Consider the following 25,254-nt stretch of genomic DNA (forward strand, 5'->3'; position numbering starts at 1 on the left):
AGGGCCGGTCACCCGTTGCCGCCGGCCCTGGCCGGCCACGCACCCGGCGCGGATGGTTGGTGGTGGGGGACCCGCCGTCCCGATGACGGCACAGGAGCGACTCGAAGGGCTGCCATGTCCACGTCATCCGTCCCGGCCACCGCTGTCGTCGCCGGCGTCGACGGCTCCTCCGGCAGCATGCGGGCCGTGCGGTGGGCCGCCGCCGACGCCGCACGGCGGCACCGGCCGCTGCACCTGCTGCACGCGCACGACTGGCCCGACCTGCTGTTCCCGCCCGTGGGGTTCGCGCTGCCGGTCGCCTACGAGACCGACGTGCGGGCGACGGCGGCCCGCGTGCTCGCCGACGCCGTCGTGGTGGCCCGTGACGTCGGCGCCGACCTGCGGATCACCACCGAGTTCTCGACGCGGCTGTGCGTGCCGGCGATGCTGGCCGCGTCGCGGCTGGCGTCGCTCGTCGTCGTCGGCAGCCGCGGCCTCGGGGGCTTCGCCGCCCTGCTGGTCGGCTCGACGGGGGTCCAGCTCGCCGGGCACGCCGCCTGCCCGGTGGTGGTCGTTCGGGAGGTGGACCGTCCCGACGGGCCGCACGCCGGCCGGGTCGTCGTCGGTGTCGACGGCTCGCACGGCGCGGACCTCGCGCTCGGCCTCGCGTTCGAGCAGGCCGCGTTCCGGCGGGCCGGGCTGACCGCGGTCACCGCGGTCCAGTGGCACGTCAGCGGCCAGGCCGACGGGGTCGCCCCGCCGGTGCACGGCGAGCAGGCCGAGCTGCTCAGCGCGCGCCGGGTGCTCGCCGAGACGGTCGCCGGATGGCAGGAGAAGTACCCGCAGGTCGACGTCCGGCTCGAGGTCGTCGCCGGTCGCGCCGGCGGCGTGCTCGTCGACGCCTCGGCCGCCGCCGAGCTGCTGGTCGTCGGTGCCCGCGGGCACGGCGGCTTCACCGGGCTGCTGCTCGGCTCGGCCGGCCAGGCTGCCGTCCACCACGCACACTGCCCGGTCGTCGTCGTCCGCCCGCCGAGGTGACCCGGCGGCCACCCGACAGTCAGGAGGGGTCCGCGATGACGAAGCGCGCCCTGGTCTGTTACGACGGTTCCGCCGCCGCGAACGCCGCGCTGCGGGCCGGCACGCAACTGCTGCCGGACGCGCACGCCTGGATCGCGTACCTGTGGACGCCGCCGTTCGCCGAGGAGGGCCTCCGCCGGCGGTTGTGGGCCGGCCGGGACCACATCGAGGAGTTCGTCGAGGCGCTGCGCGGGGAGGGGGCGTGGCGGGCCGAACAGGTCGTCGTCACCGGGGTCACGATCGCCCGGACCGCGGGCTGGCGCGCCGAGGCCCTCACCCGGCCCACCGAGGGCGGCGAGGGGTTCGAGCTGGCCAGGACCACCGCCGCCCTGGAGCCCGACGTGGTCCTCGTCGGCTCCCGTGGCCTCGACGGCTTCCGCGCGGTCCTCGGCAGCGTCTCCGACGTCCTCGTGCACTACAGCCCGAAGCCGGTGCTGGTCGTGCCGCATCCCATGCTCATGCGGGACGCCGCGGCGGTCCCGGGCGGACCGGTCGTCGTCGGCTGGGACGGCTCCCCGGGTGCCTCGGCCGCGGTCGTGGCCGCCGACCGGCTGCTGCCGGAGCGGGAGGTGGTGCTCGTGTCGGTGCACGACAGGGCCGAGGAGTGGCCGTCGACCCCGCCTCCGGACGGGAGCCGGTCCGTCAACCCGGTCCAGGTCCGGCCGGGGAACGGGGCACCGGGCCACGCCATCGCCGACGCCCTCGGCGGGTACGCGGCGGACCGGTCGGCGGCGCTGGTCGTCGTCGGCTCGCGGGGGCGCTCGGCGGCGCAGGAGATCATGCTCGGCAGCGTGGCGATGGCCACCCTGCACCACGCCCACCGGCCGGTGCTGGTCGTCCCGCGGCCCCACGGCGCGCCCGCCCGTACACCGGCGGGGCGAGGCGCCGCCTGAGGCACCGCGCCCATCCGCCGGGTGGCGCGGCCAGGATCGGGTACACGGTCAGGGCCGGTCGGCGCATGCGCCGGTGTCGCCGCCGGCGGTGGACGGGACCATCGGCCCTTCCGGCCGGCCCGGCGGTGGACGACCGTTGAAGACACCGCCGCACATCGTGAGGAGGCCGTCATGACCACCATCCAACGGCCGGTGATCGTCGGCGTCGACGGCTCGCCGGCCGCGTTCGGCGCGGTCCGCTGGGCCGCCGACGAGGCGGTCCGGCTCCGCCTGCCGCTGCGCATCACGCACGCCCTCGGCGTCCCCGGCCCTCCGGAGGAGATCACCGACGAGCAGGGCCTGGTCCTGAACGCCGCGGTCGAGGCCCGCCGGTGGTATCCGGGCCTGCACGTGACGACGTCGACGTGGTTCGGGCAGCCCGCGCACGCGCTGCGCGAGCAGTCCCGGCACGCCGAGCTGGTCGTCGTCGGCAGCCGCGGGCACGGCGGCTTCCACTCGCTGCTGGTCGGCTCCGTCGGCGTGCAGCTCGCCGGTTACGCGTACTGCCCGGTCCTCGTGGTGCACCACGCCGAGCGCTGGTCCGGGCCGGAGGCGCAGCTGCCGTCCCACGGGCCGGTCGTCGTCGGCACCGACGGGTCCGCCGGCGGCCTGCTGGCGCTGGAGGCGGCGTTCGGCGAGGCGTCGGCCCGCCGGGTGCCGCTGGTCGCGGTGCGCGTGTGGCAGCCGCCGGCGAGCCGCCTGGCCCGCCGCCCCGACCCGGACAAGCTGGCCGCCGAGCTCGACGCCGACCTGGAGCGGCTGCGGGCGAAGGACCCCGCCGTCGAGGCAGAGGCGCGGGTGCGGCAGGGCGTGCCAGTCCCGGTGCTGCTGGACGAGGCGCGGGACGCGCTGATGATCGTGCTCGGGGCACGGGGGCACGGCGGTTTCACCGGTCTGCATCTCGGTGCGGTCGCCCAGCACGTGCTCGAGCACGCGGACTCGCCGGTCCTCATCGCCCGGCACTGACGGCGCCCCGCGCCGCCGGGCGGGCCGGAGGTCCCGCCGGCGAGGAGACCCTGGCCCTGTCCGGCCGGTGCGGACCGCCGCAGGCTGAGGCCGGACCGTCACGAAGGAGGACTGCGATGGACGCACAGCGGATCGTCGTCGGATTCGACGGGTCGGGCGAGTCCCGGGCCGCCGTCGACTGGGCCGTGGACGAGGCCGAGCGGACCGGGTCGCGCCTGCACATCGTGTACGCCTACCAGCTCGCCTGGCCCGGCGGGGAGTACGCGGGCCCGGCCGGGGAGATGGCCGCCGAGGCGCAGGAGCGCGGCGACGCGTTGATCGCCGAGATCGTGGAGCATCTCCGCCGGCGCCGCACCGGCGTCAGCATCGACGGCACGGCGGTCCACGCCGCGCCGTCACCGACCCTGCTCGAGCTCGGTGACGCGGGCGCCCGCCTGATCGTGGTCGGCAACCGTGGCGGCGGTGGGCTCACCCACCTGCTGCTCGGGTCGGTCAGCCAGCAGGTCGCCACGCACGCGCGCACCCCGGTCGTCGTGGTGCGCGGCCGGGCCGCGGCCGGCGGCCCGGTGGTGGCCGGCGTCGACGGCTCCCCCAGCTCCGACGCCGCGCTGGGCGTCGCGTTCGAGGCGGCGCGGCTGCGCGGCACCGGTGTGCTCGCCGTCCGTGCCTACCTGCCACCCATGGTCACCTCCCTGCCGTACGCCATGATCGAGGCGACGGAACAGCAGCTGCTGGAGGCGGCGGTGGCAGGCTGGCGGGAGAAGTACCCGGCCGTCGCGCTGGAAACCCGGCTCGTCAACGGCCGGACGGCCCAGGCGCTGCTGGACGCCTCCGGCACCGCCCAGCTGGTCGCCGTCGGCAGCCGCGGGCACGGCGGGTTCGCCGGCCTGCTCCTCGGCTCCGTCGGCCAGCACCTGATGCACCACGCCGCGTGCCCGGTGCTGATCGTCCACGCGCCGGCGGCCCCCTGACTGCACCGGCGGCGTGAGGCCCGGCCCGGGGTCAGCCGCGGACGAGGTCGGCGGCGGCGCGCAGCTGCCCGACCGGTGCCGGGCGGGCCAGGTGATACCCCTGCGCGCACCGCCGCGGTCAGCGTCGCGACCCGCCGGGTCACCGACGACGCGAGCAGCCCGCCGACCAGGAGCACGAGGAGCACACCGGAGCCGCAGACGACGGCGATCGTCAGCTGCGCCCGGCCGGTGGAGGCGACCTCAGCCTCGGTGATCGCCGCGCGGCGCGCGGACCCGACGTCGACCCGCCAGGCCACCACCCCGACGAGCGCCACCAGGACCGCGACCAGCAGGTACCCACCGACCAGCTTGCGCCGCAGGGTCACTGCCATCCTCCAGGAGTCAGTCGTCAACCGCACCATCGGCCGCCGGACCCCGGGCCTGAAGACTTGCGGCCGTGCGTCCCCGGACGACCCCGGCCGGCGACAGGGCCGTAGGTCCTGCCATCGGAGGGCTCGCGGCTCTACCTGCGACCGGCCGGGGACACGTTGTCTGGAGGCGGAGACCACCACACGACGGTTGAGGTGAGATCGATGATCACCGCACACGATCTGCTCGTCGAGCATCCGTTCATGGCCGGTGTGCCGGACCGGTTCCTGGAGCGCATGGCGCACTACTCGCACCGCGTGACGGTCCGCGCGGGCACCCGGCTCTTCAGCGAAGGCGGCAGGGCGGACCGGTTCTGGCTCATCCGTGACGGGCTGGTGAGTCTCGACACGCGCCTGCCCGGCCGCGGCGACGTCGTCGTGGAGACCATCGGCGCCGGACAGGTGCTCGGCTGGTCGTGGTTGTTCCCGCCGTACCGCTGGCACTTCGGCGCCACGGCCGACACGCCCGTCCTGGCGATCTGCTTCGACGCCGCGGGTGTCCGCGCGATGTGCGCCGAGGAGCCGGAGCTCGGCTACGAGCTGACCCGGCGCCTGATCGGGGTGGTCGTCGAGCGGATGCAGGCGACCCGGCTGCGGATGCTCGACCTGTACCGGGAGCCCGAGCCGACGCGGTGACCCCGGCCCGGGGCCGCTGCGCCGCGGTGCCGAATCACGCCGGTTCGCGGCAGGCCCGCGAGTACCGTTGGAACGGTCACGCCTTCACCCAGCACGACGGCCCGCTCAGCTTCCCCGGTCGACCCGGCGGTCACCGAGGATCGCCGGCGTCGCGGCACCGCTGTTGGTGGCACGTTCGCGGGCAGGGTCGCCACGGCCCAGGCGCCCGCCTTCCGTCCGAGATCGACGCGAGCGCCCGGACCGCGGCCCGGTCGCGGGACCGCCGGAGGTGACGCGTCGCCCCGCGACGCGACGAACGACCGGACTGGAGGAGATCATGACCACGACCAAGCACTGGACGGTGGACCTGCTCATCGGTGAGACCGAGGGAGAGACCCACGCCGAGGCTCGGCTGCACGCCAACGACGACAGCCACCAACTCGGCGTCGGCCGGGCCCGCCTCAACCCCGCCGACGAGAACGTGCCGGAGATCGGTGACGAGCTCGCCGTCGCCCGCGCGCTCAACGACCTCGGCCACCAGCTGCTGCTCTCGGCGGCGGCCGACATCCAGGCCATCACCGACGAGCGCGTGCGGCTGCTGGCCTGACCGCGCCCGTCCACACCTGCCGGACCGGCAGGCCGCCGGTCCGGCAGCCCGATGCCGACATGCGCCCGACCCGGGCGCTCACTGGGAGGCCCGGGTCGGGGGTTCGGGGGTTACGGCCGGCGGTCAGGCGCTGACGAGTGCCTGGTCGGGGACCGCGAAGCCCTTGGTCCCGGGGGTCGCGGCGGCGTGGACGAGACCGGCGGCGCCGAGCAGGAGCAGCAGGCCGGCGGCGAAGTACGCGACGAGCGCGGCCTGGCCGGCCTTGGCGCCGAACTCGCTGAAGCCGTACGAGGTGAGCAGCAGGCCGCGCAGGGTCTCGCCCTTGAACACGGTCTCGCGGGCCGTGTTGGCGTCGGTCAGCTGCTTCTGCAGGTCGGCGGCGGCCGGGTCGTCCTTCGGCAGCGCGGCGATCTTCGCCTTCAGGTCGGCCTGGACGTCACCCATCTGGGCGTAGGTCTTGCCGCCCGCGATCGACTTGAGGTGCAGCCCGATGAACTCGTTGGCGTAGCACTCCGCCTGCTTGCCGGTGGTCAGCTGCTGACCGGCGTACTTGACCAGGCAGGCCGACTCCTTCTCCTCCGCCGTCAGGGTCGCCGCCGGCTTGAAGGAGATCTGTTGCTGGCCGAGCTGGTCCTTGACGTAGTCGTTGGCGAAGTTCGCGTTGCTGGTCAGCACCAGGCCGGCCACCAGCAGCAGCCCTGCCAGGACGACGAGGCCGAGACCGACGAGGATGTCGAGCGTCTTGCGCTTCATGGCGTGCCCTCCGGGGCCTTGGAAAGTGCGTCGATGTGATGGCATCAGCCTGTGGCACTGGCACCGGCCCGCCACAGAGCACAACCACCCGCATCGACGGGACCAACGTCCCGGCGCACCGCGGGACCTCCGGCCGGTCGATGCCGGAGGGCCGGTTCAGTGCCGAGGGACCGGTTCGGTGCCGAAGGCCGGGGCAGTGCCGAAGGGCTGGGGCAGCCCGGGACTTTCGGCCCGCCCGCGCGGGCGGCCACCGGGTGACAATGAAGCCATGATTCGGGTGTATCTGCTCGACGACCACGAAGTCGTCCGGTTCGGCCTGCGCGAGATGCTCGAGCGGGAGGGTGACATCGAGGTCGTCGGAGAGTCCGGGTCCGCCGTCGACGCGACGCACCGCATTCCCGCGCTGCGGCCCGACGTCGCCGTGCTCGACGGGCGCCTGCCCGACGGCAGCGGCATCGACGTCTGCCGCGACGTCCGCTCCGTCGACCCGACCATCAAGGCACTGATCCTGACGTCGTACGACGACGACGAGGCCCTGTTCGCCGCGATCATGGCCGGCGCTTCGGGCTACGTGCTGAAGCAGATCCACGGCACCGACCTCATCGACGGCATCCGCCGGGTCGCCGCCGGCCAGTCGCTGCTGGACCCGGCCGTCACCGCACGGGTGCTGGAGCGCATCCGTAAAGGCCCGGAGCAGCCCGACGAGCTCAAGAACCTCACCGACCAGGAGCGCAAGATCCTGCTGCACGTGGCGGAAGGCCTGACCAACCGCGAGATCGCGGAGCGGATGTTCCTGGCGGAGAAGACGGTGAAGAACTACGTCTCCAGCCTGCTGGCGAAGCTCGGGCTGGAGCGGCGCACCCAGGCGGCGGTGCTCGCCTCCCGCCTGCTCGGCAAGCACTGACGGCAAGCAACTGACCCGGGGCGGGTGCGGCGCTACCGGAACGCACCGGTTTTCGGCTGCTGCCGCTGGGCGCCGCCCCCTGTCCGGACCGACTCGCCCTCCGCGCCGGCCGCCATCAGCAGGAACCAGCCCACCAGCGCCGTCCAGAGACCGTCGACCAAGCCGAAGATCACCACTTCGACCAGCCCGGCGAGAATCAGCGTCACGCCCAGCGCGTGACCGACCCGGACGGCGGTCAGCGCGGCCCGCGCACGGTCGCCGTGCCACCACCACAGCGCGGCCCGCAGCACCCGGCCGCCGTCGAGCGGGGCACCGGGCAGCAGGTTGAAGACGGCGAGCAGCAGGTTGATCGTCGTCAGCCAGAGCAGCACGACGACGACGGCGACCGGCCCGCCGGCGGCAGACAGCAGCACCGCGACGGACCCGAACCCCGCCGCCGCCGCGACGCTCGTCAGCGGGCCGGCGCCGGCCACCAGGAGGTCGGCCCGCGCACTGGGCGGCTCGTCGCGGAACTCGGCCACGCCACCGAGCAGCCAGAGCGTCAGCCGCTCGACCCGGATGCCGAAGTGCCGGCCCACCAGGGCGTGCGCGAGCTCGTGGGCGAGCAGCGACAGCAGCATCAGCAGGGCACCGGCGGCGCCGAACAGCCAGGCGACCGGCCTGGGGGTGCCCGGCGCATCGGCCGGCAGGACCGCGGTGGCGAGGCTCCGCGCCAGCAGCACCATGATGACCAGCACCGACCAGTGGACGCCGATCGGGATTCCCGCGACGCGTCCGAGCCGCAGCGTCTGTTTCATGTCACACCTGCCCCCGGTGGACGGTGCCGCGGAGCGAGCGGGACGGGGCGGTTCCGCCGTTCCCCGGCACCTCAAGTCTCGCGCGCCGCGGCGCCGGAGCACGGCGGCGGAAGTCCCGGTGCCACCGGTCCTCGTGCCACCCGGGTCCGGGACTTTCGGCATGGTGCCGGTCGGGCCCTTCAGCACTGCCCGGCCCGGCCGGCAGGCGGCAGGCTCGGCACCGTGCCGCTACGTCCGCGGCGGCGGAGAGGAACGTGCGCCCATGCGGGTTACCGGGACCGGCCACGCCGGCATGCTGATCGAGACACCGGCCGGCACCATCCTGTGCGACCCGTGGGTGAACCCGGCGTTCCTCGCCTCCTGGTTCCCGTTCCCCGACAACTCCGGTCTCGACTGGGACCGGCTCGGCCGCTGCGACTACCTCTACGTGTCGCACCTGCACCGGGACCACTTCGACGCGGAGCACCTGCGCCGGCACGTGTCGAAGTCGGCCACGGTACTGCTGCCCGAGTACCCGACCAGCGACCTGGAGGACGAGCTGCGGGCGCTCGGGTTCCGGTCGTTCCTGCGGACCCGCAGCGGCGAGCCGGTGGCCCTGGACGGCGGGCTCAACGTCATGATCCAGGCGCTCGTGTCGCCGACGGACGGCCCGATCGGCGACTCGTCGACCTGAAGGCCAACCTGGAACGCTTCGGCAAGCTCGACGGCACCGTGCTGACGTGCCAGATGCACGGCTGGAAGTTCGACCTGCCCACCGGCCGGTGTGTGACGAGCGCGGGCCACCCCATCCGCGCCCGGCGGCTCGACCGCGCGTGATGGCCGGCCCTGGCGCTCAGCCGGCGCCAGGGCAGGTCACTGCGGCAGGATCAGCAGCTCGACCGGTTCGCCGGGACGCCACGTGGGTGGCACGACGGCGAGCGCGTCGGCGAGGGCCGCGGCGCCGAGGTGGCCGGGCCGGGCGCCGTCGACCACGCTCGGCGCGGCGCCGTCCCAGCGGACCGGCACGATGCTGGTCGCGGTGGCGTGCACCCGGGCAGGGCCGTCCAGGCACACCCGGGGCAGGGCCGGCAGCGTCCGGCCCGCGAGGCCGGCGAGCAGCGGCTGCAGCAGCGTGAACGCGGCGACCATGGCCGCGTACGGGTTGCCGGGGAGCCCGACGAGCCAGTGCCCGGCGCGCGAGGCGAGCACCTGCGGGTGGCCGGGCCGGCAGTCGACGCCGTCGACGTGGATCGTCGCGCCGGCGGTGGTGAGCACATCGTGGAGGGCGTCGGCCGGGCCGACCGACGACGCGCCGCCGACCACGGTGACGTCGACGTCGCTCAGCGACCGTTCGACGGCGGCGGCCGTGACGGCCGCCGGGTGGTCCGGTGTCCACCGCACGTCGACCAGGTCGGCGGACCAGGCCCGCAGCAGCGCCGTCAGGGTGGGCCCGATCGCGTCGCGCACCTGGCCGTGGGCCGGGGTGCCGGCCGTGACGATCTCGTCGCCGGTGAGCAGCAGGCGGACGGTCGGTGCGCGCCGGACAGTGACGACGTCCACGCCGACGCTCGCCGCGAGCCCCAGCGCGGCGGCGGTCAGCACCGACCCCGCGGGCAGGACGGTCCGCCCGGCGGTGACGTACTCCCCCGCCCGCCGGATGTGGCGCTTGCCGGCACCACCGTCGGGCGCGGACACGACCGCGCCGTGGCGGGCGACCACCTCGTAGGGCACGACCCGGTCGGCACCCGCCGGGACCGGCGCGCCGGTGGCGATCTCGACCGCCTCGCCGGGCGCGAGCGGCGCCGCGCCCGGGCCGCCGGCCAGGACACCGCCGACGACCCGCCACGGACCGTCGCCACGGACCGCGAAGCCGTCCATGGCCGCGTTGTCGAAGCCCGGCAGGTCCACGGCGGCGACGAGCGGCCGGGCCAGGGTGCGGCCGGCCGCGCCCGTCAGCGGCACCTCGACGAGGCCCAGCGGCTCCGCCACGCGGTGCGCCAGCGCGCGGGCGGCCGCCCACGGGGTCCCGCCGGCGTGGCGCCGCGGGTGGTGCGGGCGGGTGATCGCCGCGGTCATGTCATCCACCGTATCCGGACATGTCGCCCGTCCCTCGCCGAAAGGTCGCTTCCAGTACCGATTGTCCGCCGCCACGGCCCCCGCCGGGCGGAGCCCCGCACGGGGCGGCCCCGCCGCCCGGCGCACACCGGGCGGCGGGGCCATGAACGGGTCAGGCACGGCTGGGGACCGCACGCGCCGACCTGCGCACGACGGTGGCGGTCAGCAGCACCGCGCCCGCCGCGACGACCGCGAGCAGCGCGAGGCCGACCGCGTAGGAGCCGTACCGGCCGTAGATGCTGCCCATCAGCAGCGGCGGCACGAACCCGCCGAGGCCGCCCGCGGCGCCCACCACACCGGTCACGGAACCGACCTTGTTCGCCGGGGCGAGCTGCGCGACGAGCGCGAACGTCGCTCCGCTGCCGGCGCCGAGCGCGGCCGCCAGGGACAGGAAGGCCACGGTGCCCAGCGGCGCGAGGGCCGGCGTGAACGTCTGCACGAGCGCCGCGACCCCGACGACCAGCAGGGTGCCGGTCAGGACCCGGGCCGGTTCGATCCGGTCGGACAACCAGCCGCCGATCGGTCGCATCACCACGGCGAGCAGCACGAACCCGGCCATGCGGTTGGCGGCGTCGGCCTGCGCGAGGCCGTACGCGGTCTTCAGGTACGCGGGCAGGTAGACGGAGAACGCGACGTAGCCGCCGAACGCGACCGCGTAGAGGGCGGAGGCGTGCCAGGTGACGCGGAGCTTGAGCGTGGCGGCGAGGCGGCGGCCGAGCGGCTCGGCGGGCACGGTCCGGTCCGGCGCGTCGCGCAGCAGCAGCCCGGCCAGCAGCGCGTAGGCGGCGAGGACGATCGCGGTGAGCACGAACGGCATCGCGCTGCCGTAGGCGCCGACGAGCTTGACGGTGGTGAGCGCGCTGATCGCGGTGCCGCCCATGCCCATGCCGAAGACGCCGACGGCGAGGCCGCGCTTCGCGGGCGGGAACCAGGCGGTGACGAACGGGACGCCGACGGCGAAAGCGGTCCCGCCGATGCCGAGGAAGAAGCCGCCGACGAGCAGGCCGGTGAGCGACTGCTGCCCGGCGAGCCCCAGGTACAGCACCGGGACGATCGTCGCGAGCGACACCAGCGGGAACATCACCCGCCCGCCGAACCGGTCGGTCAGCGCGCCGACCGGGATCCGGCCGAGCGAGCCGACGACGACGGGGACCGCGACCAGGAGCGCCTGCTGCAGCGGGCTCAGGTGCAGGGCGTCCTTCAGCTTCGGCGCGAGCGGGCTCAGCAGCGCCCAGGCCCAGAAGTTGACCGCGAAGCCGGCCGTGGCGATCGCCAGCATCATCCCCCGGCGCGCCCCGGTCACCGCGGGTGCAGTGTGTCCACTCATCATCGTCACTTCCGTAGGTTCGGGTGGCGGCTCCGGCGTACGGCGGCCGTCGACCGCGGGTGAGCTGCTGATCTCCAGGATCGGAGCGCACAGCGCGCGGGCCCAGGGACCTAGGACCCGAATCGCCGGGACCGCACGGCCGCCGGTCCGGTCCCGCGGTTCATGTGTGAATTTCGGGTGAGGCCCGGGTGAGAAACGACCGATGCCGGCGTCCGCCATGCTTCGGTGGTGGTGGACTGCCGGCAGAGGTGAGCCATGAGCCCGCGTGCGCAGCACCACCACCATCAAGCCGACCGAGGTCCACTGTGGACTGTCACGGCGGCGCGCCCGCCCCGTGAAGCCGTGCCGTGCCGGACTCCGGGCGACATCCAGGCATGATCTATGTCATCGGGTCCGGCCCGGCCGGCACCGCCGCCGCGGTCGCCCTGACCCGGCAGGGTCTGCACGTCACGGTGCTGGACGCGGGTCTGACGCTCGAACCCGCCCGCGCGTCGACCGTCGCACGGATGGCCGCCGAGCGGCCGGCGCAGTGGAGCCCCGGCGACGTGTCGGCGGTCAAGGCCAACATGGGCGCGGGACCCGGCGGCGTCCCGCTGAAGGTCAGCTTCGGCTCCGACTTCCCGTACCGCGACGCCGACCGGCACCTGCCCTCCCGAGCGACCGGCGTCGGCGTGGTGCCGTCGTTCGGCAAGGGCGGGTTCGGCAACGTCTGGGGGGCGGCGGTGCTGCCCTACCTGCCGGCGGAGCTGGAGTCCTGGCCGACCGGGCCCGGCGAGCTGGGCCCGTGCTTCGAGCAGGTGCTGTCGTTCGTCGGGCTGTCGGGCGCCGACGACGACCTGGCGGAGCGGTTCCCCACCTACGCGCCGCGGCTGGAGTCGCTGCCGGTGAGCCGGCAGGCCGAGGCGTTGCTGCGTGACCTGCGGTCCAACCGCGAGGCCCTGCGCAGCAACGGGTTCCTGTTCGGCCGGGCCCGTCTCGCGGTCGCCAGCCGCAACGCCGGCGGGCAGCCGTGCGAGCGGTGCGGCCTGTGCATGTTCGGCTGCCCGTACGGGCTGATCTACAACCCGGCGCGCACGCTGCAGGAACTCGTCGCGCAGCGGAAGGTCACCTACGTGCCGGGCGTGGTCGTCACCGGGTTCACCGAGCGCGGCGGCGAGGTGCACATCGAGGGCCGCGACCGGCGTACCGGCGAGGCGGTCCGGCACGTCGCCTCCCGGCTCTACGTCGGCGCCGGCGTGCTGTGCACCACCAAGCTCGTGCTGGCGTCGATCGGCGCCTACGACCGCGAGGTCGTCGTCCGCGACAGCCAGTACTTCCTGCTGCCGATGCTGCGCTACGCGGGCGTCCGGGGCGTCTTCGACGAGCCGTTGCACACGCTCGCTCAGGCGTTCCTGGAGGTGTTCGACCCCGAACTGTCCGCCAACAGCGTCCACATGCAGGTCTACACCTACAACGAGCTCTACCGGCAGGCGATCGCCACGGCCCTGCGCGCGGCGCGGCCGGCGTTCCGGCCGATCTCGGCGGCGTTCCTGCGCCGGATGCTGCTGATCCAGGGCTACCTGCACTCGGACCTGTCCGGCGAGATCGGCCTCACCCTGCGCCGCGACGGGGTGCTCGACCTGCAGGGACGGCGCAGCCCGCGGACCCGCGGCGTGCTCCGGAGGCTCGTCGCGAAGCTGCGCCGGCACCGTTCCCTGATCCGGGCGGTGCCGCTGGGCGCGGCGATGAAGCTCGGCGAGCCGGGGCGCGGCTTCCACTGCGGTGGCACGCTGCCGATGCGGCGGCAGCCGGGCGAGCTCGAGACGGACCCGCTGGGGCGTCCGGCCGGGTTCGAGCGCGTGCACCTCGTCGACTCCAGCGTGTTCCCCACCATCACCGCGAGCACGATCACGCTGACCGTCATGGCGAACGCCTACCGCATCGGCGCCCATCCGGGGGCGCACCGGTGAGGGTCGCGGTCACCGGCGCCTCGGGCTACCTCGGCTCCCGCATCTGCAAGCGGCTGGCCGGCGTCGGCCGGGTCGTCCGCTTGGGCCGCAGCGCGCCCGCCGAACGGTTCACCCTCGCCGGCGGGGCGGAAGCCGGCATCTTCCGCGACAACAGCGTCACCGCGCTGGTCCACTGCGCCTGGGACTTCTCCCTGCACACCCGCGCGGACCTGGTGGCACGCAACGTGCAGGGCTCGATCCGGCTGATGGAGCAGGCCCGCGCCGAGGGTGCGCAGACGATCGTGTTCATCTCGACCATCAGCGCCTTCCCCGGCTGCCGCAGCGACTACGGCCGGGCCAAGCTCGCCGTGGAGGACGCGGCGCACCGGCTGGGCGCCCTCGTCGTGCGGCCCGGCCTCGTCTTCGGCGACCAGCCCGGCGGCGTGGTCGGCGCCCTGAACACCATGGTGCGCAGGCTGCCGGTCGTTCCGCTGATCGGCAACGGCCGGCAGGTGCTCTACCCGGCGCACGAGGACGACGTCGCCGCCCTGATCCGCCGTCTCGTCGTCCGGCCCGCGCTGGCCGCGCCCGGCGAGCCGGTCATCGCCGCGCACGAGCGCGGCTGGACGCTGCGGCAGGTCCTCCTGGAGCTCGCGGCCAGGCAACGCCGCTCGATCGCCGTGGTGCCGGTGCCGTGGCGGTCGGTCTGGCTGCCGCTCAAGGCCGCCGAGATGGTCGGCCTGCGCGTGCCGTTCCGCAGCGACAGCGTCGTGAGCGTGCTCAACCAGGACCCGTCCCCCGACTTCGCGCCGACCCGCTCCGTCGGCGTCCCGTTCCGCGACTTTGCCCGTTCGACGACCTCGGGGGAATCCTTTCATGTCCGGTAGCGCCGCCCCCGTGGAAGTGAGCGTGGTCCTGCCCTGCCTCAACGAGGCGGAGACCATCGAGACCTGTGTCCGGAAGGCGTTGAAGGGGCTGGCCGAGCTCGGTGTCATCGGCGAGGTGGTCGTCTCCGACAACGGGTCGACCGACGGTTCGCAGGCCCTCGCCACGGCCGCCGGCGCGACGCTCGTCCACGCCCCGGTCCGCGGCTACGGCGGCGCGCTCCTCGCGGGCATCGAGGCCGCCCGCGGCCGCTACGTGATCATGGGCGACGCCGACGACTCGTACGACCTCGGCAACCTCGGCCCGTTCATCACCGAGCTGCGCGCCGGCAAGGACGTCGTCATGGGCAACCGCTTCAAGGGCGGCATCACCCGCGGCGCCATGCCCGCACTGCACCGGTACCTCGGCAATCCCGTGCTGTCCTGGCTCGGCCGGGTGCTCTTCGCGCTGCCGGGCGTCGGCGACTTCCACTGCGGCCTGCGCGGCTTCCACCGCGACCGGATCCGCGCCCTCGGGCTCTGCATGGCGGGCATGGAGTTCGCCAGCGAGCTGGTCATCCGCGCCGCGCTGGCGAAGTACTCGATCAGCGAGGTCGCCACCCCGCTGAGGCGCGACGGCCGCAGCCGCCCGCCGCACCTGCGGACCTGGCGGGACGGCTGGCGGCACCTGCGCTTCCTGCTCATCTTCGCGCCGAAGCGCACGCTGCTCGTCCCCGGCCTGGTCCTCGCGCTGGCCGGGCTGACCGGCACGGCCCTCCTGCTGCCCGGGGAGCGGCACGTGTTCGGCGTCTCCTTCGACGTCAGCGCGCTGGTCTACTCGTCCCTCGCCACGCTCGTCGGGGCGCAGCTGCTGATCTTCGGCGGGTTCGCCCGGCTGTACGGCATCCAGGAAGGCATCACCCGCGAGGACAAACACGTCCGATGGGTACGGTGGCTGAGCTTCGAACGGTGCGTCGCCGGTGGCCTGCTGGTCGGGCTCGCCGGCCTGGTCAGCACGCTGGTCGCGGTCACCGACTGGGGCGCCGGCGGCTTCGGACGGCTGGACCCGCGGGAGACCCTGCGCCTGGTGCTGCCGTCGGCGACGGCCATCGCGCTGGGCATCATCCTGATCTTCTCGGGCCTGTTCGCGAGCCTGCTGTCGTTGCGTGCGGCCGGCCGCCGCACCGGCCCGCCCGCGGCCGACGCCGAGCCGGAGATCCCGGCGCAGCGCCCGGTCAATTCGCAGACGACCCTCCGATGACCGGCGTGTGGCGGATGACCGGCGCGTGGCTCCGGGAGCACCGGGCGCTCGCCGGGCTCGTCGCGGCCGGCGCGCTGCTGCGGGTCGGCATGATGGCCGCCTACTACCCGGCGTTCGGCTACTTCTACGACACGCGGGGGTACATGGACGCGGCGAGCTCCGGCACGCCGAGCCCGATCTGGCCCTTCGGATACCCGGCCATGCTCAAGGTGCTCGGCACGACCGGCCACATCGCCTCGGTCTCCGCCGTCCAGCACCTGATGGGCCTGGTCATGGGGGTCGGCATCTACGCGCTGTGCACCAGGCGAGGGGTGCGGCGCAGCTGGTCCGCCCTCGCGGCGGCGCCGGTGCTCCTGGACGCGCGCCAGATCCAGCTCGAGCACTACGTGCTGTCCGAGACGCTGTTCTCGTTCCTCCTCCTCGCCGGCGTCGCGCTGCTGATGTGGTCGCGGCGGCCCCCGCTGTGGCTCATGGGCCTCAGCGGTCTGGTCTTCGCGCTGGTCACGCTCACCCGCACCGTCGGCCAGCCCATCGCCGCGCTGGTGGTGCTGTACCTGATCGTGCGGCGGGTCGGCTGGCGGCGCATCGCGCTGTTCACCGTGTCGCTGGTCGTCCCGGTCGTCGCCTACATGGTGTGGTACGACCGGCACTACGACGCCTACGCGCTGAACAGCTACACCGGCCGGTACCTGTGGCAGCGCACCACGACGTTCGTCGACTGCACCCGCACCGACTTCACCCCGCAGGAACGGCAGATCTGCCCGCCGGAGCCGCTCGGCCACCGTGAGGTCAGCGACGTGTACCTGTGGGAGCTGGACCGCGACCGCATCGGCGCGCGCTATCCGGGTCCGGAGCACGACTGGCTCTTCCGGCACTTCGCGCTGAAGGCGATCCGCGAGCAGCCCGGGGACTTCGCCGCCGCGGTCGCCACCGACGCCTGGCACCTCGTGCAGCCGGGCTGGCCGGCACCGGCCCGGATCGCCTGCACCACGGACCTGTGGACCATGCCGTCCGGCGGGCGGTCCGGCAACCAGGTGAGCAACTGCACGGCGACGCTCATGGCGCGCGGCTTCCGGCCGGCGGGCTCCGGCGGCGCCGCACCCACGGTCACGCCGCTGAACAGTGCGCTGTGGGCCTACGGGCAGACCGTCGTGATGCCACCGTCGGCCCTGGTGCTGCTCGCCCTGTTCGCGCTCGCCGCGACCGTGCGGCGCCGGCGCGGCGGCGGCCGGCGGCTCCGCGACCGGGAGGCCGCGGACAGCGTGCTGCTGGCGGTCATGAGCCTGTCCCTGCTGATGCTGGGCGTCACGCTGTCGGTCATCGACCTGCGCTTCCTCGTGCCGCTGCTGGTGACGGCGCCGCTGGCGGCCGTGCTGGCGGCCCACCGGGTCGCGTCCCGTCCCACCGCGCCGGACACCGCCCCGGCGCGGACCGGCTCGCCGGAGCCGGCACCGTCCTCGGAGGAGACGACGGCCTCGACCCGCCGGGTGCACACCGCCGGCGTCGAGACCTCACGCCGCGAGGCCACCGGCATCCCCCGGTCCCGGACGCCCCGCAGGTGAGGGCCCACAGGACGCTGCCGGCCGACCCGGCACGCCGTGCGGGCCGACCCGACGCTGCCGTGCTGCGGGGGGCGATGACTCCGGCGGATGCCATCTGCGGTAGGGCCGACCCGACTCCAATCAACCACTCCGCGATGGCGCGGTCGTCGGCCTGGCCGCTCACTGTCGGGCGATGATCGGACACTTCCCCGCCGTCGGAGCGGTCGACCCCGGTCGGGTGAAGCGTGGCTGCCGCCCGGCCCGAGACACCGCTGACCAGGGCGCCGGCGCCGCGGCGCCGCCGGTCAGCGGTCGATGACCTCGCTGACCGGGCGGCGGTTCGTGTAACACGTCGTGGGCGCGTACCCGAACCGCAGCACGAGCTGCGGGGCGTACGGGCGCCGCAGGGCGAGCCGCAGCCGCTCGCGGACCGCCGGCACCTCGATCGGCTGGGAGTACATCGCCGTCGCGAGACCGAGGTCGGCGGCGCGCAGCAGCACCCGTTGCAGCACCATGCCCGCCTGGATCTCGTGCATGCGGTGTTCGCCCTGGTAGCCGAGGACGGCGACGACAGGGGCCCCGGTGAGGTCCCGGGTGTCCTCCCTGGGAGGTCCGCCGAAGTCGCGGCGGGGCATCATCTCGGCCGGGTGGGGCGCGGCGCCCGCGGCGCCCCTCCCCACCCCCTGCACGTCGTCGTCCGCCGAGGTCCACGCGCGCAGCTCGGCGACGTAGGCGGGGTCCGCCTTCAACTGCGCGTCGGCCTCCCGGGTCAGCTGCGCGACCGTCCACAGCGCCGACTCGTCGTCGACGACGTGCAGCCAGCCGCCCTCGTCGGCGGCCTCCTCCACCAGCTGCGTCATGACGCCCGGCGCGACCCGGGCCTCCGCGAACCCGGACCGGTTGGTGTGGCGGCGCCGGATCTGCCGGTGCAGGCGGCACTCCGCCGGGGTGACCGGTCTGCCGCGGTCGGGCACGAGGTGGACGACCACGTCGCCCGATCCGATCGTGCAGGCCGCCGGCGCTCCGGCGACGGCGAGCGCCAGGCGCAGGTTGAAGGCGGCCGCGCCGCACGAGACGCGTGCCGCGCGCAGGTCCGGGTCGCACACCGGCAGGGCGCGGTCACGGTCGACCAGGAGCTCGATGCCGTCGGCGGTGCGCCGGAACCGCCACGGCTGGCTGTTGTGGATCGACGGCGCCCACACGGCCTCGCCGACCGCCGCCATGAAGGTGGCATCCGACCAGATGTCGACGTCGGTCATCGCACCCTCCCGAACAGGTCCGGTCCCTCCTCTCCACGGTCGCCGACCGTCCCGGCGCAACGGTGCGGGGCGGACCTCCTCGTCCGCCGAATCACCCGGCAGATCACACCCGTGGGCCGGACCGCGGCCCCGGGGACGGCCGACGGCGGCACCGGCGCACAGGACGGCGGGCCGGGCGTGACACGATGGTGGCGCAGACTGTGCCGTACCGGCGAGACGTCACGGAGGAAGAGCCGCATGATCCGGGTGTATCTGCTCGACGACCACGAGGTGGTCCGCTTCGGGCTTCGGGAGATGCTGGAGCGCGAGGGCGACATCGAGGTCGTCGGCGAGTCCGGGTCCGCCGTCGACGCCACGCACCGCATTCCCGCGCTGCGCCCCGACGTCGCGGTCCTCGACGGACGCCTGCCCGACGGCAGCGGCATCGACGTCTGCCGCGACATTCGCTCCGTCGACCCGACCATCAAGGCACTGATCCTCACCTCGTACGACGACGACGAGGCGCTCTTCGCCGCGATCATGGCGGGCGCGTCCGGGTACGTCCTCAAGCAGATCCACGGCACCGACCTCGTCGAGGGCATCCGCCGGGTCGCCGCCGGCCAGTCGCTGCTGGACCCCGCGGTCACCGCCCGGGTGCTGGAGCGCATCCGTAAGGGCCCGGAGCAGCCCGACGAGCTCAAGAACCTCACCGACCAGGAGCGCAAGATCCTCCAGCACATCGCCGAGGGTCTGACCAACCGGGAGATCGCCGAGCGGATGTTCCTGGCGGAGAAGACGGTGAAGAACTACGTCTCCAGCCTGCTGGCGAAGCTCGGGCTGGAGCGGCGCACCCAGGCCGCCGTCCTCGCCTCCCGCCTGCTGAAGCAGCCGTGACCGGCGAGCAGAGCGCGTGGCAGCCGTCGCTGCCGCTGCCGTCACTGTCGCGGGTCGACCTCGACTCGCTGCTGCAGGAGCTGCTCACCCGGGTCGGCGAGGTCATGACCAGCCGGGAGCGGCTCCGCTCGCTGCTGGACGCGGTCGTGGGCATCGGCTCCGACCTCGACCTGCACAGCACCCTGGACCGGATCGTGCGGGCCGCCTGCCAGCTCGCCGACGCGCGGTACGGCGCGCTCGGCGTGATCGGGCCCGACCGGATGCTGGTCGAGTTCATCAACCACGGCGTCACAGCCGACGAGCGCGCCGAGATCGGCGACCTGCCCCGCGGCCACGGCGTGCTGGGGCTGCTGATCGAGGAGCCGCGCCCGATCCGCCTCGAGGACATCACCCAGCATCCGCGCGCGTACGGCTTCCCGCCCAACCATCCGCCGATGCACAGCTTCCTGGGCGTGCCGATCCGCATCCGTGACCAGGTGTTCGGCAACCTGTATCTGGCGGAGAAGCGCGGCGGGGAGCAGTTCACGCAGGACGACGAGAACCTCGTCGCCGCGCTGTCCGTCGCGGCCGGCGCCGCCATCGACAACGCCCGCCTCTACGCGCAGGCGGAGCGGCGGCAGCGCTGGCTCATGGCGGCCGCGGAGATCACGTCGGTGCTGCTGGGTGAGGTACGCCGGACCGAGGCCCTCGAGCTCGTCGCGAGCCGGGCGCTGGACGTCGCGGACGCGGACCTGGCGATGGTGCTGCTCGTCGACGACACCGCCGAGCGGCTCACGGTCGAGGTCGCCGTCGGCGGACCGGACGACGCGGCCGGCTGGTCGATCCCGGTGGCGGGCAGCGAGTTCACCGAGGTGCTGCACCAGCAGCAGCTGTCGGTGGTCACCGACCTCGGGTCGGCGGCGAACTGGCCGGTGCTGCTGTCGACGGGCACGGCGCTGCTCGTGCCGCTCGCGGTCGGCGGTGTCGCGCTCGGTGTGCTCGTCGTCGCGTACCGCAAGGACAGCGTCGCCATCGCCGAGGGGCTCGAGCTGGCGATGGTGGAGACGTTCGCCGGGCAGGCCGCCCTGGCGCTGGAGCGGGCCCGCGCGCAGGACGAGCGGGAGATGCTCGCCGTCGTCGGCGACCGGGAACGCATCGCCCGCGACCTGCACGACGTCGTCATCCAGCGGCTGTTCGCGGCCGGGATGCAGCTGCAGGGCGCCACCCGGCTGTCCGGGCAGCCCGACGTGCGGCAGCGCATCGACCGGGTCGTCACCGACCTCGACACCACCATCCGCGACATCCGCGGCGCCATCTTCGAGCTGCGCGGCCCTGCCCCGCACAGCTTCCGCACCGAGATCCGCGACCTGGCCGACGAGGCCCGCGAGGCGCTCGGCTTCCGGCCCGCGCTGCGCATCGACGGGCCGGTCGACACGGCCGTGCCGGACACGCAGCGCACCGCCCTCCTCGCCGTGCTGCGCGAGTCGCTGAGCAACGTCGCCAAGCACGCGGACGCCCGCTCGGTGCAGGTCACCGTGGCGGTCACGCACGGGCGGCTGGCGCTGACCGTGCAGGACGACGGGCTCGGCATCGCCGCGGCCGCCGACCCGGCCGGGCACGGGCTGCCGAACATGCGGGCCCGGGCCGCCGACCTGGGCGGCGACTGCACGGTCGAGCCGGCCTCCCCCGGCACCAGGGTCGCCTGGCACGTGCCGCTGTAACGGCACCGCCGACGGGCGGCGGGGTGCGGTCCCCCGCCCGCGCGACGCCGACACTCCCGGCGGCGGAGTGCGGTCAGGCGGAGACGGCCCTCGCTGCGGCGGGGTGGTCAGCCGGGGACGGCCCGCGCCGGCACGGCACCGACTCTCCCCGCGACGCCGACCCGGACGGCCGCGACGGGGCCCGGGGCTCCTGCCGTGGGCTCCGGCGGCCCGGCCAGCGCCGTCAGGTCGTCGACCGGCGACGAGACGAGCCCGGCCGCGGTCGCCGCGAGCAGGACCGCCGACATCGCCTCACCCGCGGCGACCCAGTCACCCGGTCCGGCGCCCGGTGCGGTGATCACGACGTACGCGGCACGGCGCTGCGGGTCGGGTCCGTTCAGCGTGTACGAGCCGGCCCCCGCGGCCGCCTCGAGCACCGCCAGCTGCTCCTGCGGCACGGGCGAGTCGGCGAACGGGCGCCGGTCGCTGCGCCGGACCGCGATCGCGCGGTGCAGCGCGGCGGCCCGCGGCGCCCGCTCGACCGGCCCGGTGCAGCGCAGCTCGGTCAGCAGGGCCGGATCGGCGGGGTCCGGGAAGCGCCACACGTCGACGCCCACCCCCTCGGCGGCGAGGGCCACGCGGGCGTGGTGCAGCGCCGCACCGCAGCTGATCAGCAGCTGCCGGCCGTCGGGGTCGGCGTCGGCCAGCCGCCGGTTCCAGTCCGCGTAGAGGGCGAGCCTGTCCCGGTCGATCCGCCAGCGCCACGGCTGCGTCTCCTGCACCGACGGCGCGTTGAGCGCGGCGAACGTGGCCCGCGTCAGCGACTGGCTGACCGCACCGGTCAGCGGCGCCGCGCCACGGGCGGTGTAGTGGATCGCCACCATGGCGCGCTCCTCGATCGTCCGGCGTCACCTGCCACCCACCACGGTCCCGGGGAGCCGCCGGAACCGGCAGGGGCAAAGGTCCTGTTCACCACGGCCGGCCGAGCGCCCTCCCGGGTGATGACCTTCGGCCCGTGCCGGCCGGTGCGGCGCGGGGTGATGGTGGGACGGTGGGGCCGCCGCGGTCCCCACGGCTGGGTTCTCAGGAGGACGCCATGACATACCGGATCGCCATCAACGGGTTCGGCCGGATCGGCCGGGACTTCATCCGCTGTCTCCTCGACCGCGGGATGCTCGGCGGCGACCTCACCGTCGTCGCGGTCAACGACCTCTACGACACGGCGACGCTCGCCCACCTGCTCCAGCACGACTCGACGTTCGGCCGCCTGCGCGCCGCGGTGGACGTCGACCCGTCCGGCGGCGGCATGACCGTCGGCGGGCAGTACATCGAGGTGCTCCGCCACAAGGACCCGCTGTCCCTGCCGTGGGAGGACCTCGACGTCGACCTCGTCATCGAGTCGACCGGCAGGTTCCGCGCCCGCGACGACGCCGCGGGACACCTGAAGGCCGGCGCCAGGAAGGTCCTCATCTCCGCACCGGGCAAGGAGGTCGACGCGACGATCGTGCCCGGCGTCAACAGCGGCGGCTACGACCCGGCGCTGCACGACGTGGTCTCCGCGGCGTCGTGCACCACGAACTGCGCGGCACCGATGGCGAAGGTGCTGCACGAGGCGTTCGGCATCGAGCAGGGGTACCTGACGACCGTGCACGCCTACACCAATGACCAGATGGTCCTCGACGCGCCGCACAAGGACCCGCGGCGGGCCCGGACCGCGGCCGTCAACATCATCCCCACCAGTACCGGCGCCGCGAAGGCCATCGGGCTGGTCCTGCCCGACCTGGCCGGCAGGCTCGGGGGTGTCGCGCTCCGGGTGCCGGTGGAGAACGGCTCGATGACCGACCTGACCTGCCGGCTGACGCGGCCCGCGACGGCCGCGCAGATCAACGCGGCGTTCGCCGCGGCCGCCGCGGGCCCCCTCGCGGGGATCCTGCGCTACAGCGAAGCGCCGCTGGTCTCCCGGGACATCATCGGCGACCCGTCGTCCTGCGTCTTCGACGCCGGCCTCACCGCCGCCGACGGGCACCTGGTGAAGGTCTTCGGCTGGTACGACAACGAGTGGGGTTACACGAACCGTCTCGTCGACCTCGCCGCGGTCTTCGCCGGGGTCTCCGCCGGGGTCTCCGCCGGGTCCTTCGCCGGGTAGGAGCGCTGACGGGTCGCCGGCCGCGGGGCGGGTAGGAGCCGCCGGCGGCGGCCGGGACGACAGCGCTCCGCCCGGTGGCTAAAGGCCGGCCGCCGTCTGGCGGCGGATCCGGGGCGCCGCTCGGCGGGGGGCCGTCGCATGGTCGCTGTCGGCGAGCCAGGCGGTGAAGATCCGTCGCATCGGCCGGCCGTGGAGCAGGCCGGCGCGGGTGCCGCCCGCTCGCCGGCCGTCTGGCCAGGTGGTGCGGTCGCTGGTGATGTCGTAGTAGCCGTCGATGCGGCCGTGGACCTCCTTGACCCGCCGGAGCGACCGCTGCCGGACCGAGGGCCGCTGGCCGCGCGGCCGGTGACGCGCCTGCCGAGCCGATCGGCAGGCGACCGCCGCACGCGCGGGCACGGGCAGTGGCCGCGCGGGCGGCAACGAGCCCCCCGCCACCGGCTCGGGCGCCGGAGGCACAGGCGTCGGCGGCACGGGCATCGGCGGCACGGGTGACGGAGGGACGGGCGTGGGCGGCACAGGCGTCGGGGGCACGGGCGTCGGGGGCACGGGCGTCGGGGGCACGGGCGTCGGGGGTACACCGGGGCCTTCGTACACCGGACTCACCGGTGTGACGCCGCCGACGACCATCTGGCTCAGCGCCCGCTCCGCGCCGATGCACAGGTCCTCGACGTAGTCGAGGCCGGCCGCCTCGGCCAGGTGTCTCGCCTCCGGGCTGACGGTCCCCGGCTCCAGCCACACGGCGCCGGCACCGGCCGCCACCGCCTCACGAACGATGCCGGGGGCGTCGGCGGCGGGCCGGAAGACGCTCACGATGTCGACATGGCAGGGGATGTCGGCCAGCCGGCCGTAGACCCGCTCGCCGAACAGCCGGACGTCCTCCAGGTTGACCGGGATGGTCCGCCAGCCGTGCTCCTGCAGCATGCGTGGCACCCAGTTCGCGGGCGCGAGCGGGTCGCGGGAGGCTCCGACGACCGCGATCGTCCGCGCTCCGGCCAGGAGTTGCCGCGGGGTACACACTGCCCTCACCTCCAATGCGTGCGGGACCTCGCCCACACCGTCAAGCATTGCCCGGGCCTTCGCCGTCGCACAGGGCGGACGACCCGTTTCCCAGACGTCCGGCCCCGCCGGACGCCGGTGCCGGCGGATGGTGGGCGACGAGCACCGGGCAGTCGGCGCGGTGCAGCAGCCGTAGCCCGACCGAGCCGAGCAGCAGCCCGGCGAACCCGCCGTGGCCGCGGCTGCCCACCACCACGAGCCGAGCCTGCAGCGACCGGTCACACAGCACGTCGGCCGGGTCGCCGGCGACGCCGTGGAACTCCCACTGAACCCGCGGATGCCGCTGCCCCGCCGCCGCGACGCGGGCGGTCGCCGCTTCCTCCAGGACCCGGCGGGTCTCGACCGTGTCGTACAGCACCGGGGGCAGGCCGACGGCCGGCGGCCCGATCGGGGTCTCGATCGCCCGGACCGCGACGACGTCACACTGCCACCGGGCGGCCTCGGCGAAGGCCAGCTCCAGCGCGGCGTCGGCGGACAGCGACTCGTCGACACCGACGAGCACGCCGCCGGACGGGTCCTGCCGGCCGCGCACGACCACGACCGGGCAGGTGGCGTGGGTGGCCACCTGCTGGGCGACCGAGCCGAGCACGGCGGCGACGGCACGGTGACGGCCGCGGGTGCCGACCACGAGCAGCTCCGCGCCCGCGCCGGCCCGGATCAGGACCTCGGCGGGTTGCCCCAGCACGGCCTCGGCGGTGACGTCGAGGCCCGCCGCGACGGCCCCGGCCTCGCGGGCGGCGTCGGCGGCGAGCATCTCGGCCAGGTGTTGCGCGGTCTCGGCCAGGTCGGCGGGCGGCGCGAACGCCGCCGGCACCCGCCAGTGATAGGCCAGCACGACGTGCAGCGACCCGTCCCGCCGCTGGGCGGCGGCCGCGGCCCAACGCACGGCGTCCAGCGACGGCGCCGTGCCGTCGACGCCGACCACGACCTGACCGCTCGCCATCTCACGCCCTTCCCGAGGCCGCGCCACGGCCGGGTGCCGAGGATCGACGGGCCACGCGGGGCGGTGCGGCGTCCGGTACCCCCTGCCCGGCCGGTCCTGGTTCACGCACGGGCCAGGGCGAAATCACCTCCTCCCCCCGGCCGGCGCCGCTGGGTGCCCGGCCGCGTCCCGAGGTGCTGCGGCGCCGGAACCTCGGGGGTGAGCCTCCGGGCGCTAGCCCGCCGGTTCACGCAAGCGATGACGTTTGCCCGGCGGGGACCGGGTCACTGCCGGCTC

22 protein-coding genes and 2 pseudogenes are annotated in these 25,254 nt (G+C 74.8%); 16 read left to right on the plus strand and 8 right to left on the minus strand.

The annotated features are described in order from the left end of the window. Positions 1 to 114: 114 nt before the first annotated feature. From AB0I21_RS41460 to AB0I21_RS41485, 6 genes are all read left to right on the plus strand, one after another. Positions 115 to 1,017 (plus strand): universal stress protein, encoded by a 903-nt coding sequence (locus AB0I21_RS41460; protein WP_360569163.1) that lies wholly within the window; start codon positions 115 to 117, stop codon positions 1,015 to 1,017. A gap of 35 nt (positions 1,018 to 1,052) precedes the next feature. Then, the gene (locus tag AB0I21_RS41465; protein ID WP_360569164.1) at positions 1,053 to 1,949 is read left to right on the plus strand and encodes a universal stress protein; all 897 of its coding nucleotides are present in this window, start codon (positions 1,053 to 1,055) and stop codon (positions 1,947 to 1,949) included. Between the two features lie 171 nt (positions 1,950 to 2,120). Next, positions 2,121 to 2,954 carry a universal stress protein gene (locus tag AB0I21_RS41470; RefSeq protein WP_360569165.1) on the plus strand — a complete coding sequence of 278 codons (834 nt, stop codon included), beginning with the start codon at positions 2,121 to 2,123 and terminating at the stop codon, positions 2,952 to 2,954. 116 nt (positions 2,955 to 3,070) lie between these two features. Next, a complete protein-coding gene (locus tag AB0I21_RS41475; RefSeq protein ID WP_360569166.1) occupies positions 3,071 to 3,925 on the plus strand; it encodes a universal stress protein in 855 nt (284 codons plus the stop codon). Between the two features lie 572 nt (positions 3,926 to 4,497). Continuing rightward, positions 4,498 to 4,968, plus strand: coding sequence for a cyclic nucleotide-binding domain-containing protein (locus AB0I21_RS41480; protein ID WP_360569167.1), 471 nt, complete (start codon positions 4,498 to 4,500; stop codon positions 4,966 to 4,968). A 316-nt stretch (positions 4,969 to 5,284) separates the two neighbouring features. After that, on the plus strand, positions 5,285 to 5,554 hold the full coding sequence (locus AB0I21_RS41485; protein WP_360569168.1) for a DUF1876 domain-containing protein: 270 nt from the start codon (positions 5,285 to 5,287) through the stop codon (positions 5,552 to 5,554). Positions 5,555 to 5,677: 123 nt separating this feature from the next. Here the strand turns inward: AB0I21_RS41485 and AB0I21_RS41490 are convergent, their stop codons facing one another. After that, on the minus strand, positions 5,678 to 6,307 hold the full coding sequence (locus AB0I21_RS41490; protein ID WP_354904243.1) for a hypothetical protein: 630 nt from the start codon (positions 6,305 to 6,307) through the stop codon (positions 5,678 to 5,680). A gap of 268 nt (positions 6,308 to 6,575) precedes the next feature. Between AB0I21_RS41490 and AB0I21_RS41495 the strand changes: the two genes are divergently transcribed. Continuing rightward, positions 6,576 to 7,211 (plus strand): response regulator transcription factor, encoded by a 636-nt coding sequence (locus AB0I21_RS41495; protein WP_360569169.1) that lies wholly within the window; start codon positions 6,576 to 6,578, stop codon positions 7,209 to 7,211. Positions 7,212 to 7,243: 32 nt separating this feature from the next. Here the strand turns inward: AB0I21_RS41495 and AB0I21_RS41500 are convergent, their stop codons facing one another. Continuing rightward, entirely contained in the window at positions 7,244 to 8,008 is a 765-nt protein-coding gene (locus tag AB0I21_RS41500) for a site-2 protease family protein (RefSeq protein WP_360569170.1), read from the minus strand. Positions 8,009 to 8,270: 262 nt separating this feature from the next. Here AB0I21_RS41500 and AB0I21_RS41505 point away from each other — a divergent pair. Together AB0I21_RS41505 and AB0I21_RS41510 are read left to right on the plus strand one after the other, a co-directional pair. Continuing rightward, positions 8,271 to 8,675: pseudogene (locus AB0I21_RS41505) on the plus strand (MBL fold metallo-hydrolase); the annotation flags it as partial. 14 nt (positions 8,676 to 8,689) lie between these two features. Then, positions 8,690 to 8,824: a Rieske 2Fe-2S domain-containing protein gene (locus tag AB0I21_RS41510; RefSeq protein WP_360569195.1), complete on the plus strand. Its 135-nt coding sequence runs from the start codon at positions 8,690 to 8,692 to the stop codon at positions 8,822 to 8,824. 36 nt (positions 8,825 to 8,860) lie between these two features. Here AB0I21_RS41510 and AB0I21_RS41515 read toward each other — a convergent pair whose 3' ends face one another. Next, on the minus strand, positions 8,861 to 10,063 hold the full coding sequence (locus AB0I21_RS41515; RefSeq protein ID WP_360569171.1) for a molybdopterin molybdotransferase MoeA: 1,203 nt from the start codon (positions 10,061 to 10,063) through the stop codon (positions 8,861 to 8,863). A gap of 151 nt (positions 10,064 to 10,214) precedes the next feature. Beyond that, positions 10,215 to 11,429, minus strand: coding sequence for an MFS transporter (locus tag AB0I21_RS41520; RefSeq protein WP_360569196.1), 1,215 nt, complete (start codon positions 11,427 to 11,429; stop codon positions 10,215 to 10,217). 374 nt (positions 11,430 to 11,803) lie between these two features. Between AB0I21_RS41520 and AB0I21_RS41525 the strand changes: the two genes are divergently transcribed. From AB0I21_RS41525 to AB0I21_RS41540, 4 genes are read left to right on the plus strand one after another with little or no spacing between them, the layout of a single operon-like run. Then, positions 11,804 to 13,378 carry a GMC oxidoreductase gene (locus AB0I21_RS41525; RefSeq protein WP_360569172.1) on the plus strand — a complete coding sequence of 525 codons (1,575 nt, stop codon included), beginning with the start codon at positions 11,804 to 11,806 and terminating at the stop codon, positions 13,376 to 13,378. Then, positions 13,375 to 14,244 (plus strand): NAD(P)-dependent oxidoreductase, encoded by an 870-nt coding sequence (locus tag AB0I21_RS41530; RefSeq protein ID WP_360569173.1) that lies wholly within the window; start codon positions 13,375 to 13,377, stop codon positions 14,242 to 14,244. Before AB0I21_RS41525 ends, AB0I21_RS41530 begins: the two co-directional genes overlap by 4 nt. Positions 14,245 to 14,254: 10 nt before the next feature. Further along, positions 14,255 to 15,481 carry a glycosyltransferase family 2 protein gene (locus tag AB0I21_RS41535; RefSeq protein WP_360569174.1) on the plus strand — a complete coding sequence of 409 codons (1,227 nt, stop codon included), beginning with the start codon at positions 14,255 to 14,257 and terminating at the stop codon, positions 15,479 to 15,481. Next, entirely contained in the window at positions 15,478 to 17,043 is a 1,566-nt protein-coding gene (locus tag AB0I21_RS41540; RefSeq protein ID WP_360569175.1) for a hypothetical protein, read from the plus strand. Before AB0I21_RS41535 ends, AB0I21_RS41540 begins: the two co-directional genes overlap by 4 nt. A 284-nt stretch (positions 17,044 to 17,327) precedes the next feature. Here AB0I21_RS41540 and AB0I21_RS41545 read toward each other — a convergent pair whose 3' ends face one another. Beyond that, positions 17,328 to 18,281: a nitroreductase family protein gene (locus AB0I21_RS41545; RefSeq protein ID WP_360569176.1), complete on the minus strand. Its 954-nt coding sequence runs from the start codon at positions 18,279 to 18,281 to the stop codon at positions 17,328 to 17,330. A 237-nt stretch (positions 18,282 to 18,518) separates the two neighbouring features. On the opposite strand from AB0I21_RS41545, the gene AB0I21_RS41550 reads away from it, so the two are divergent. Both AB0I21_RS41550 and AB0I21_RS41555 read left to right on the plus strand, forming a co-directional pair. Continuing rightward, complete coding sequence (locus tag AB0I21_RS41550) at positions 18,519 to 19,154, plus strand: response regulator transcription factor (RefSeq protein WP_360569177.1); 636 nt, start codon at positions 18,519 to 18,521, stop codon at positions 19,152 to 19,154. Positions 19,155 to 19,189: 35 nt separating this feature from the next. After that, positions 19,190 to 20,854, plus strand: a complete 1,665-nt coding sequence (locus tag AB0I21_RS41555; RefSeq protein WP_360569197.1) for a GAF domain-containing protein — start codon at positions 19,190 to 19,192, stop codon at positions 20,852 to 20,854. A 107-nt stretch (positions 20,855 to 20,961) separates the two neighbouring features. Here the strand turns inward: AB0I21_RS41555 and AB0I21_RS41560 are convergent, their stop codons facing one another. After that, entirely contained in the window at positions 20,962 to 21,717 is a 756-nt protein-coding gene (locus AB0I21_RS41560; protein WP_360569178.1) for a hypothetical protein, read from the minus strand. 212 nt (positions 21,718 to 21,929) lie between these two features. On the opposite strand from AB0I21_RS41560, the gene gap reads away from it, so the two are divergent. After that, complete coding sequence (gene gap / locus AB0I21_RS41565; RefSeq protein WP_360569179.1) at positions 21,930 to 22,979, plus strand: type I glyceraldehyde-3-phosphate dehydrogenase; 1,050 nt, start codon at positions 21,930 to 21,932, stop codon at positions 22,977 to 22,979. Positions 22,980 to 23,630: 651 nt separating this feature from the next. On the opposite strand, the pseudogene AB0I21_RS41570 reads toward gap, so the two are convergent. Next, a pseudogene (locus AB0I21_RS41570) lies at positions 23,631 to 23,996 on the minus strand (CoA-binding protein); the annotation flags it as partial. Between the two features lie 40 nt (positions 23,997 to 24,036). After that, on the minus strand, positions 24,037 to 24,978 hold the full coding sequence (locus AB0I21_RS41575; protein WP_360569180.1) for a universal stress protein: 942 nt from the start codon (positions 24,976 to 24,978) through the stop codon (positions 24,037 to 24,039). Positions 24,979 to 25,254: the final 276 nt, after the last annotated feature.

Source organism: Dactylosporangium sp. NPDC050588, from assembly GCF_040654975.1.
GTDB lineage: Bacteria > Actinomycetota > Actinomycetes > Mycobacteriales > Micromonosporaceae > Dactylosporangium > Dactylosporangium maewongense.

Excerpts from the sequence above, each read along its gene's own strand:
- AB0I21_RS41540 (WP_360569175.1), top strand. The coding sequence starts at position 15,478 with ATGACCGGCGTGTGGCGGATGACCGGCGCGTGGCTCCGGGAGCACCGG.
- AB0I21_RS41520 (WP_360569196.1), bottom strand. The coding sequence starts at position 11,429 with ATGAGTGGACACACTGCACCCGCGGTGACCGGGGCGCGCCGGGGGATG.
- AB0I21_RS41545 (WP_360569176.1), bottom strand. The coding sequence starts at position 18,281 with ATGACCGACGTCGACATCTGGTCGGATGCCACCTTCATGGCGGCGGTC.
- AB0I21_RS41480 (WP_360569167.1), top strand. The coding sequence starts at position 4,498 with ATGATCACCGCACACGATCTGCTCGTCGAGCATCCGTTCATGGCCGGT.
- AB0I21_RS41475 (WP_360569166.1), top strand. The coding sequence starts at position 3,071 with ATGGACGCACAGCGGATCGTCGTCGGATTCGACGGGTCGGGCGAGTCC.
- AB0I21_RS41500 (WP_360569170.1), bottom strand. The coding sequence starts at position 8,008 with ATGAAACAGACGCTGCGGCTCGGACGCGTCGCGGGAATCCCGATCGGC.
- AB0I21_RS41460 (WP_360569163.1), top strand. The coding sequence starts at position 115 with ATGTCCACGTCATCCGTCCCGGCCACCGCTGTCGTCGCCGGCGTCGAC.
- AB0I21_RS41550 (WP_360569177.1), top strand. The coding sequence starts at position 18,519 with ATGATCCGGGTGTATCTGCTCGACGACCACGAGGTGGTCCGCTTCGGG.
- AB0I21_RS41470 (WP_360569165.1), top strand. The coding sequence starts at position 2,121 with ATGACCACCATCCAACGGCCGGTGATCGTCGGCGTCGACGGCTCGCCG.
- AB0I21_RS41525 (WP_360569172.1), top strand. The coding sequence starts at position 11,804 with ATGATCTATGTCATCGGGTCCGGCCCGGCCGGCACCGCCGCCGCGGTC.
- AB0I21_RS41485 (WP_360569168.1), top strand. The coding sequence starts at position 5,285 with ATGACCACGACCAAGCACTGGACGGTGGACCTGCTCATCGGTGAGACC.
- AB0I21_RS41515 (WP_360569171.1), bottom strand. The coding sequence starts at position 10,063 with ATGACCGCGGCGATCACCCGCCCGCACCACCCGCGGCGCCACGCCGGC.
- AB0I21_RS41560 (WP_360569178.1), bottom strand. The coding sequence starts at position 21,717 with ATGGTGGCGATCCACTACACCGCCCGTGGCGCGGCGCCGCTGACCGGT.
- AB0I21_RS41465 (WP_360569164.1), top strand. The coding sequence starts at position 1,053 with ATGACGAAGCGCGCCCTGGTCTGTTACGACGGTTCCGCCGCCGCGAAC.
- AB0I21_RS41575 (WP_360569180.1), bottom strand. The coding sequence starts at position 24,978 with ATGGCGAGCGGTCAGGTCGTGGTCGGCGTCGACGGCACGGCGCCGTCG.
- AB0I21_RS41490 (WP_354904243.1), bottom strand. The coding sequence starts at position 6,307 with ATGAAGCGCAAGACGCTCGACATCCTCGTCGGTCTCGGCCTCGTCGTC.
- gap (WP_360569179.1), top strand. The coding sequence starts at position 21,930 with ATGACATACCGGATCGCCATCAACGGGTTCGGCCGGATCGGCCGGGAC.
- AB0I21_RS41495 (WP_360569169.1), top strand. The coding sequence starts at position 6,576 with ATGATTCGGGTGTATCTGCTCGACGACCACGAAGTCGTCCGGTTCGGC.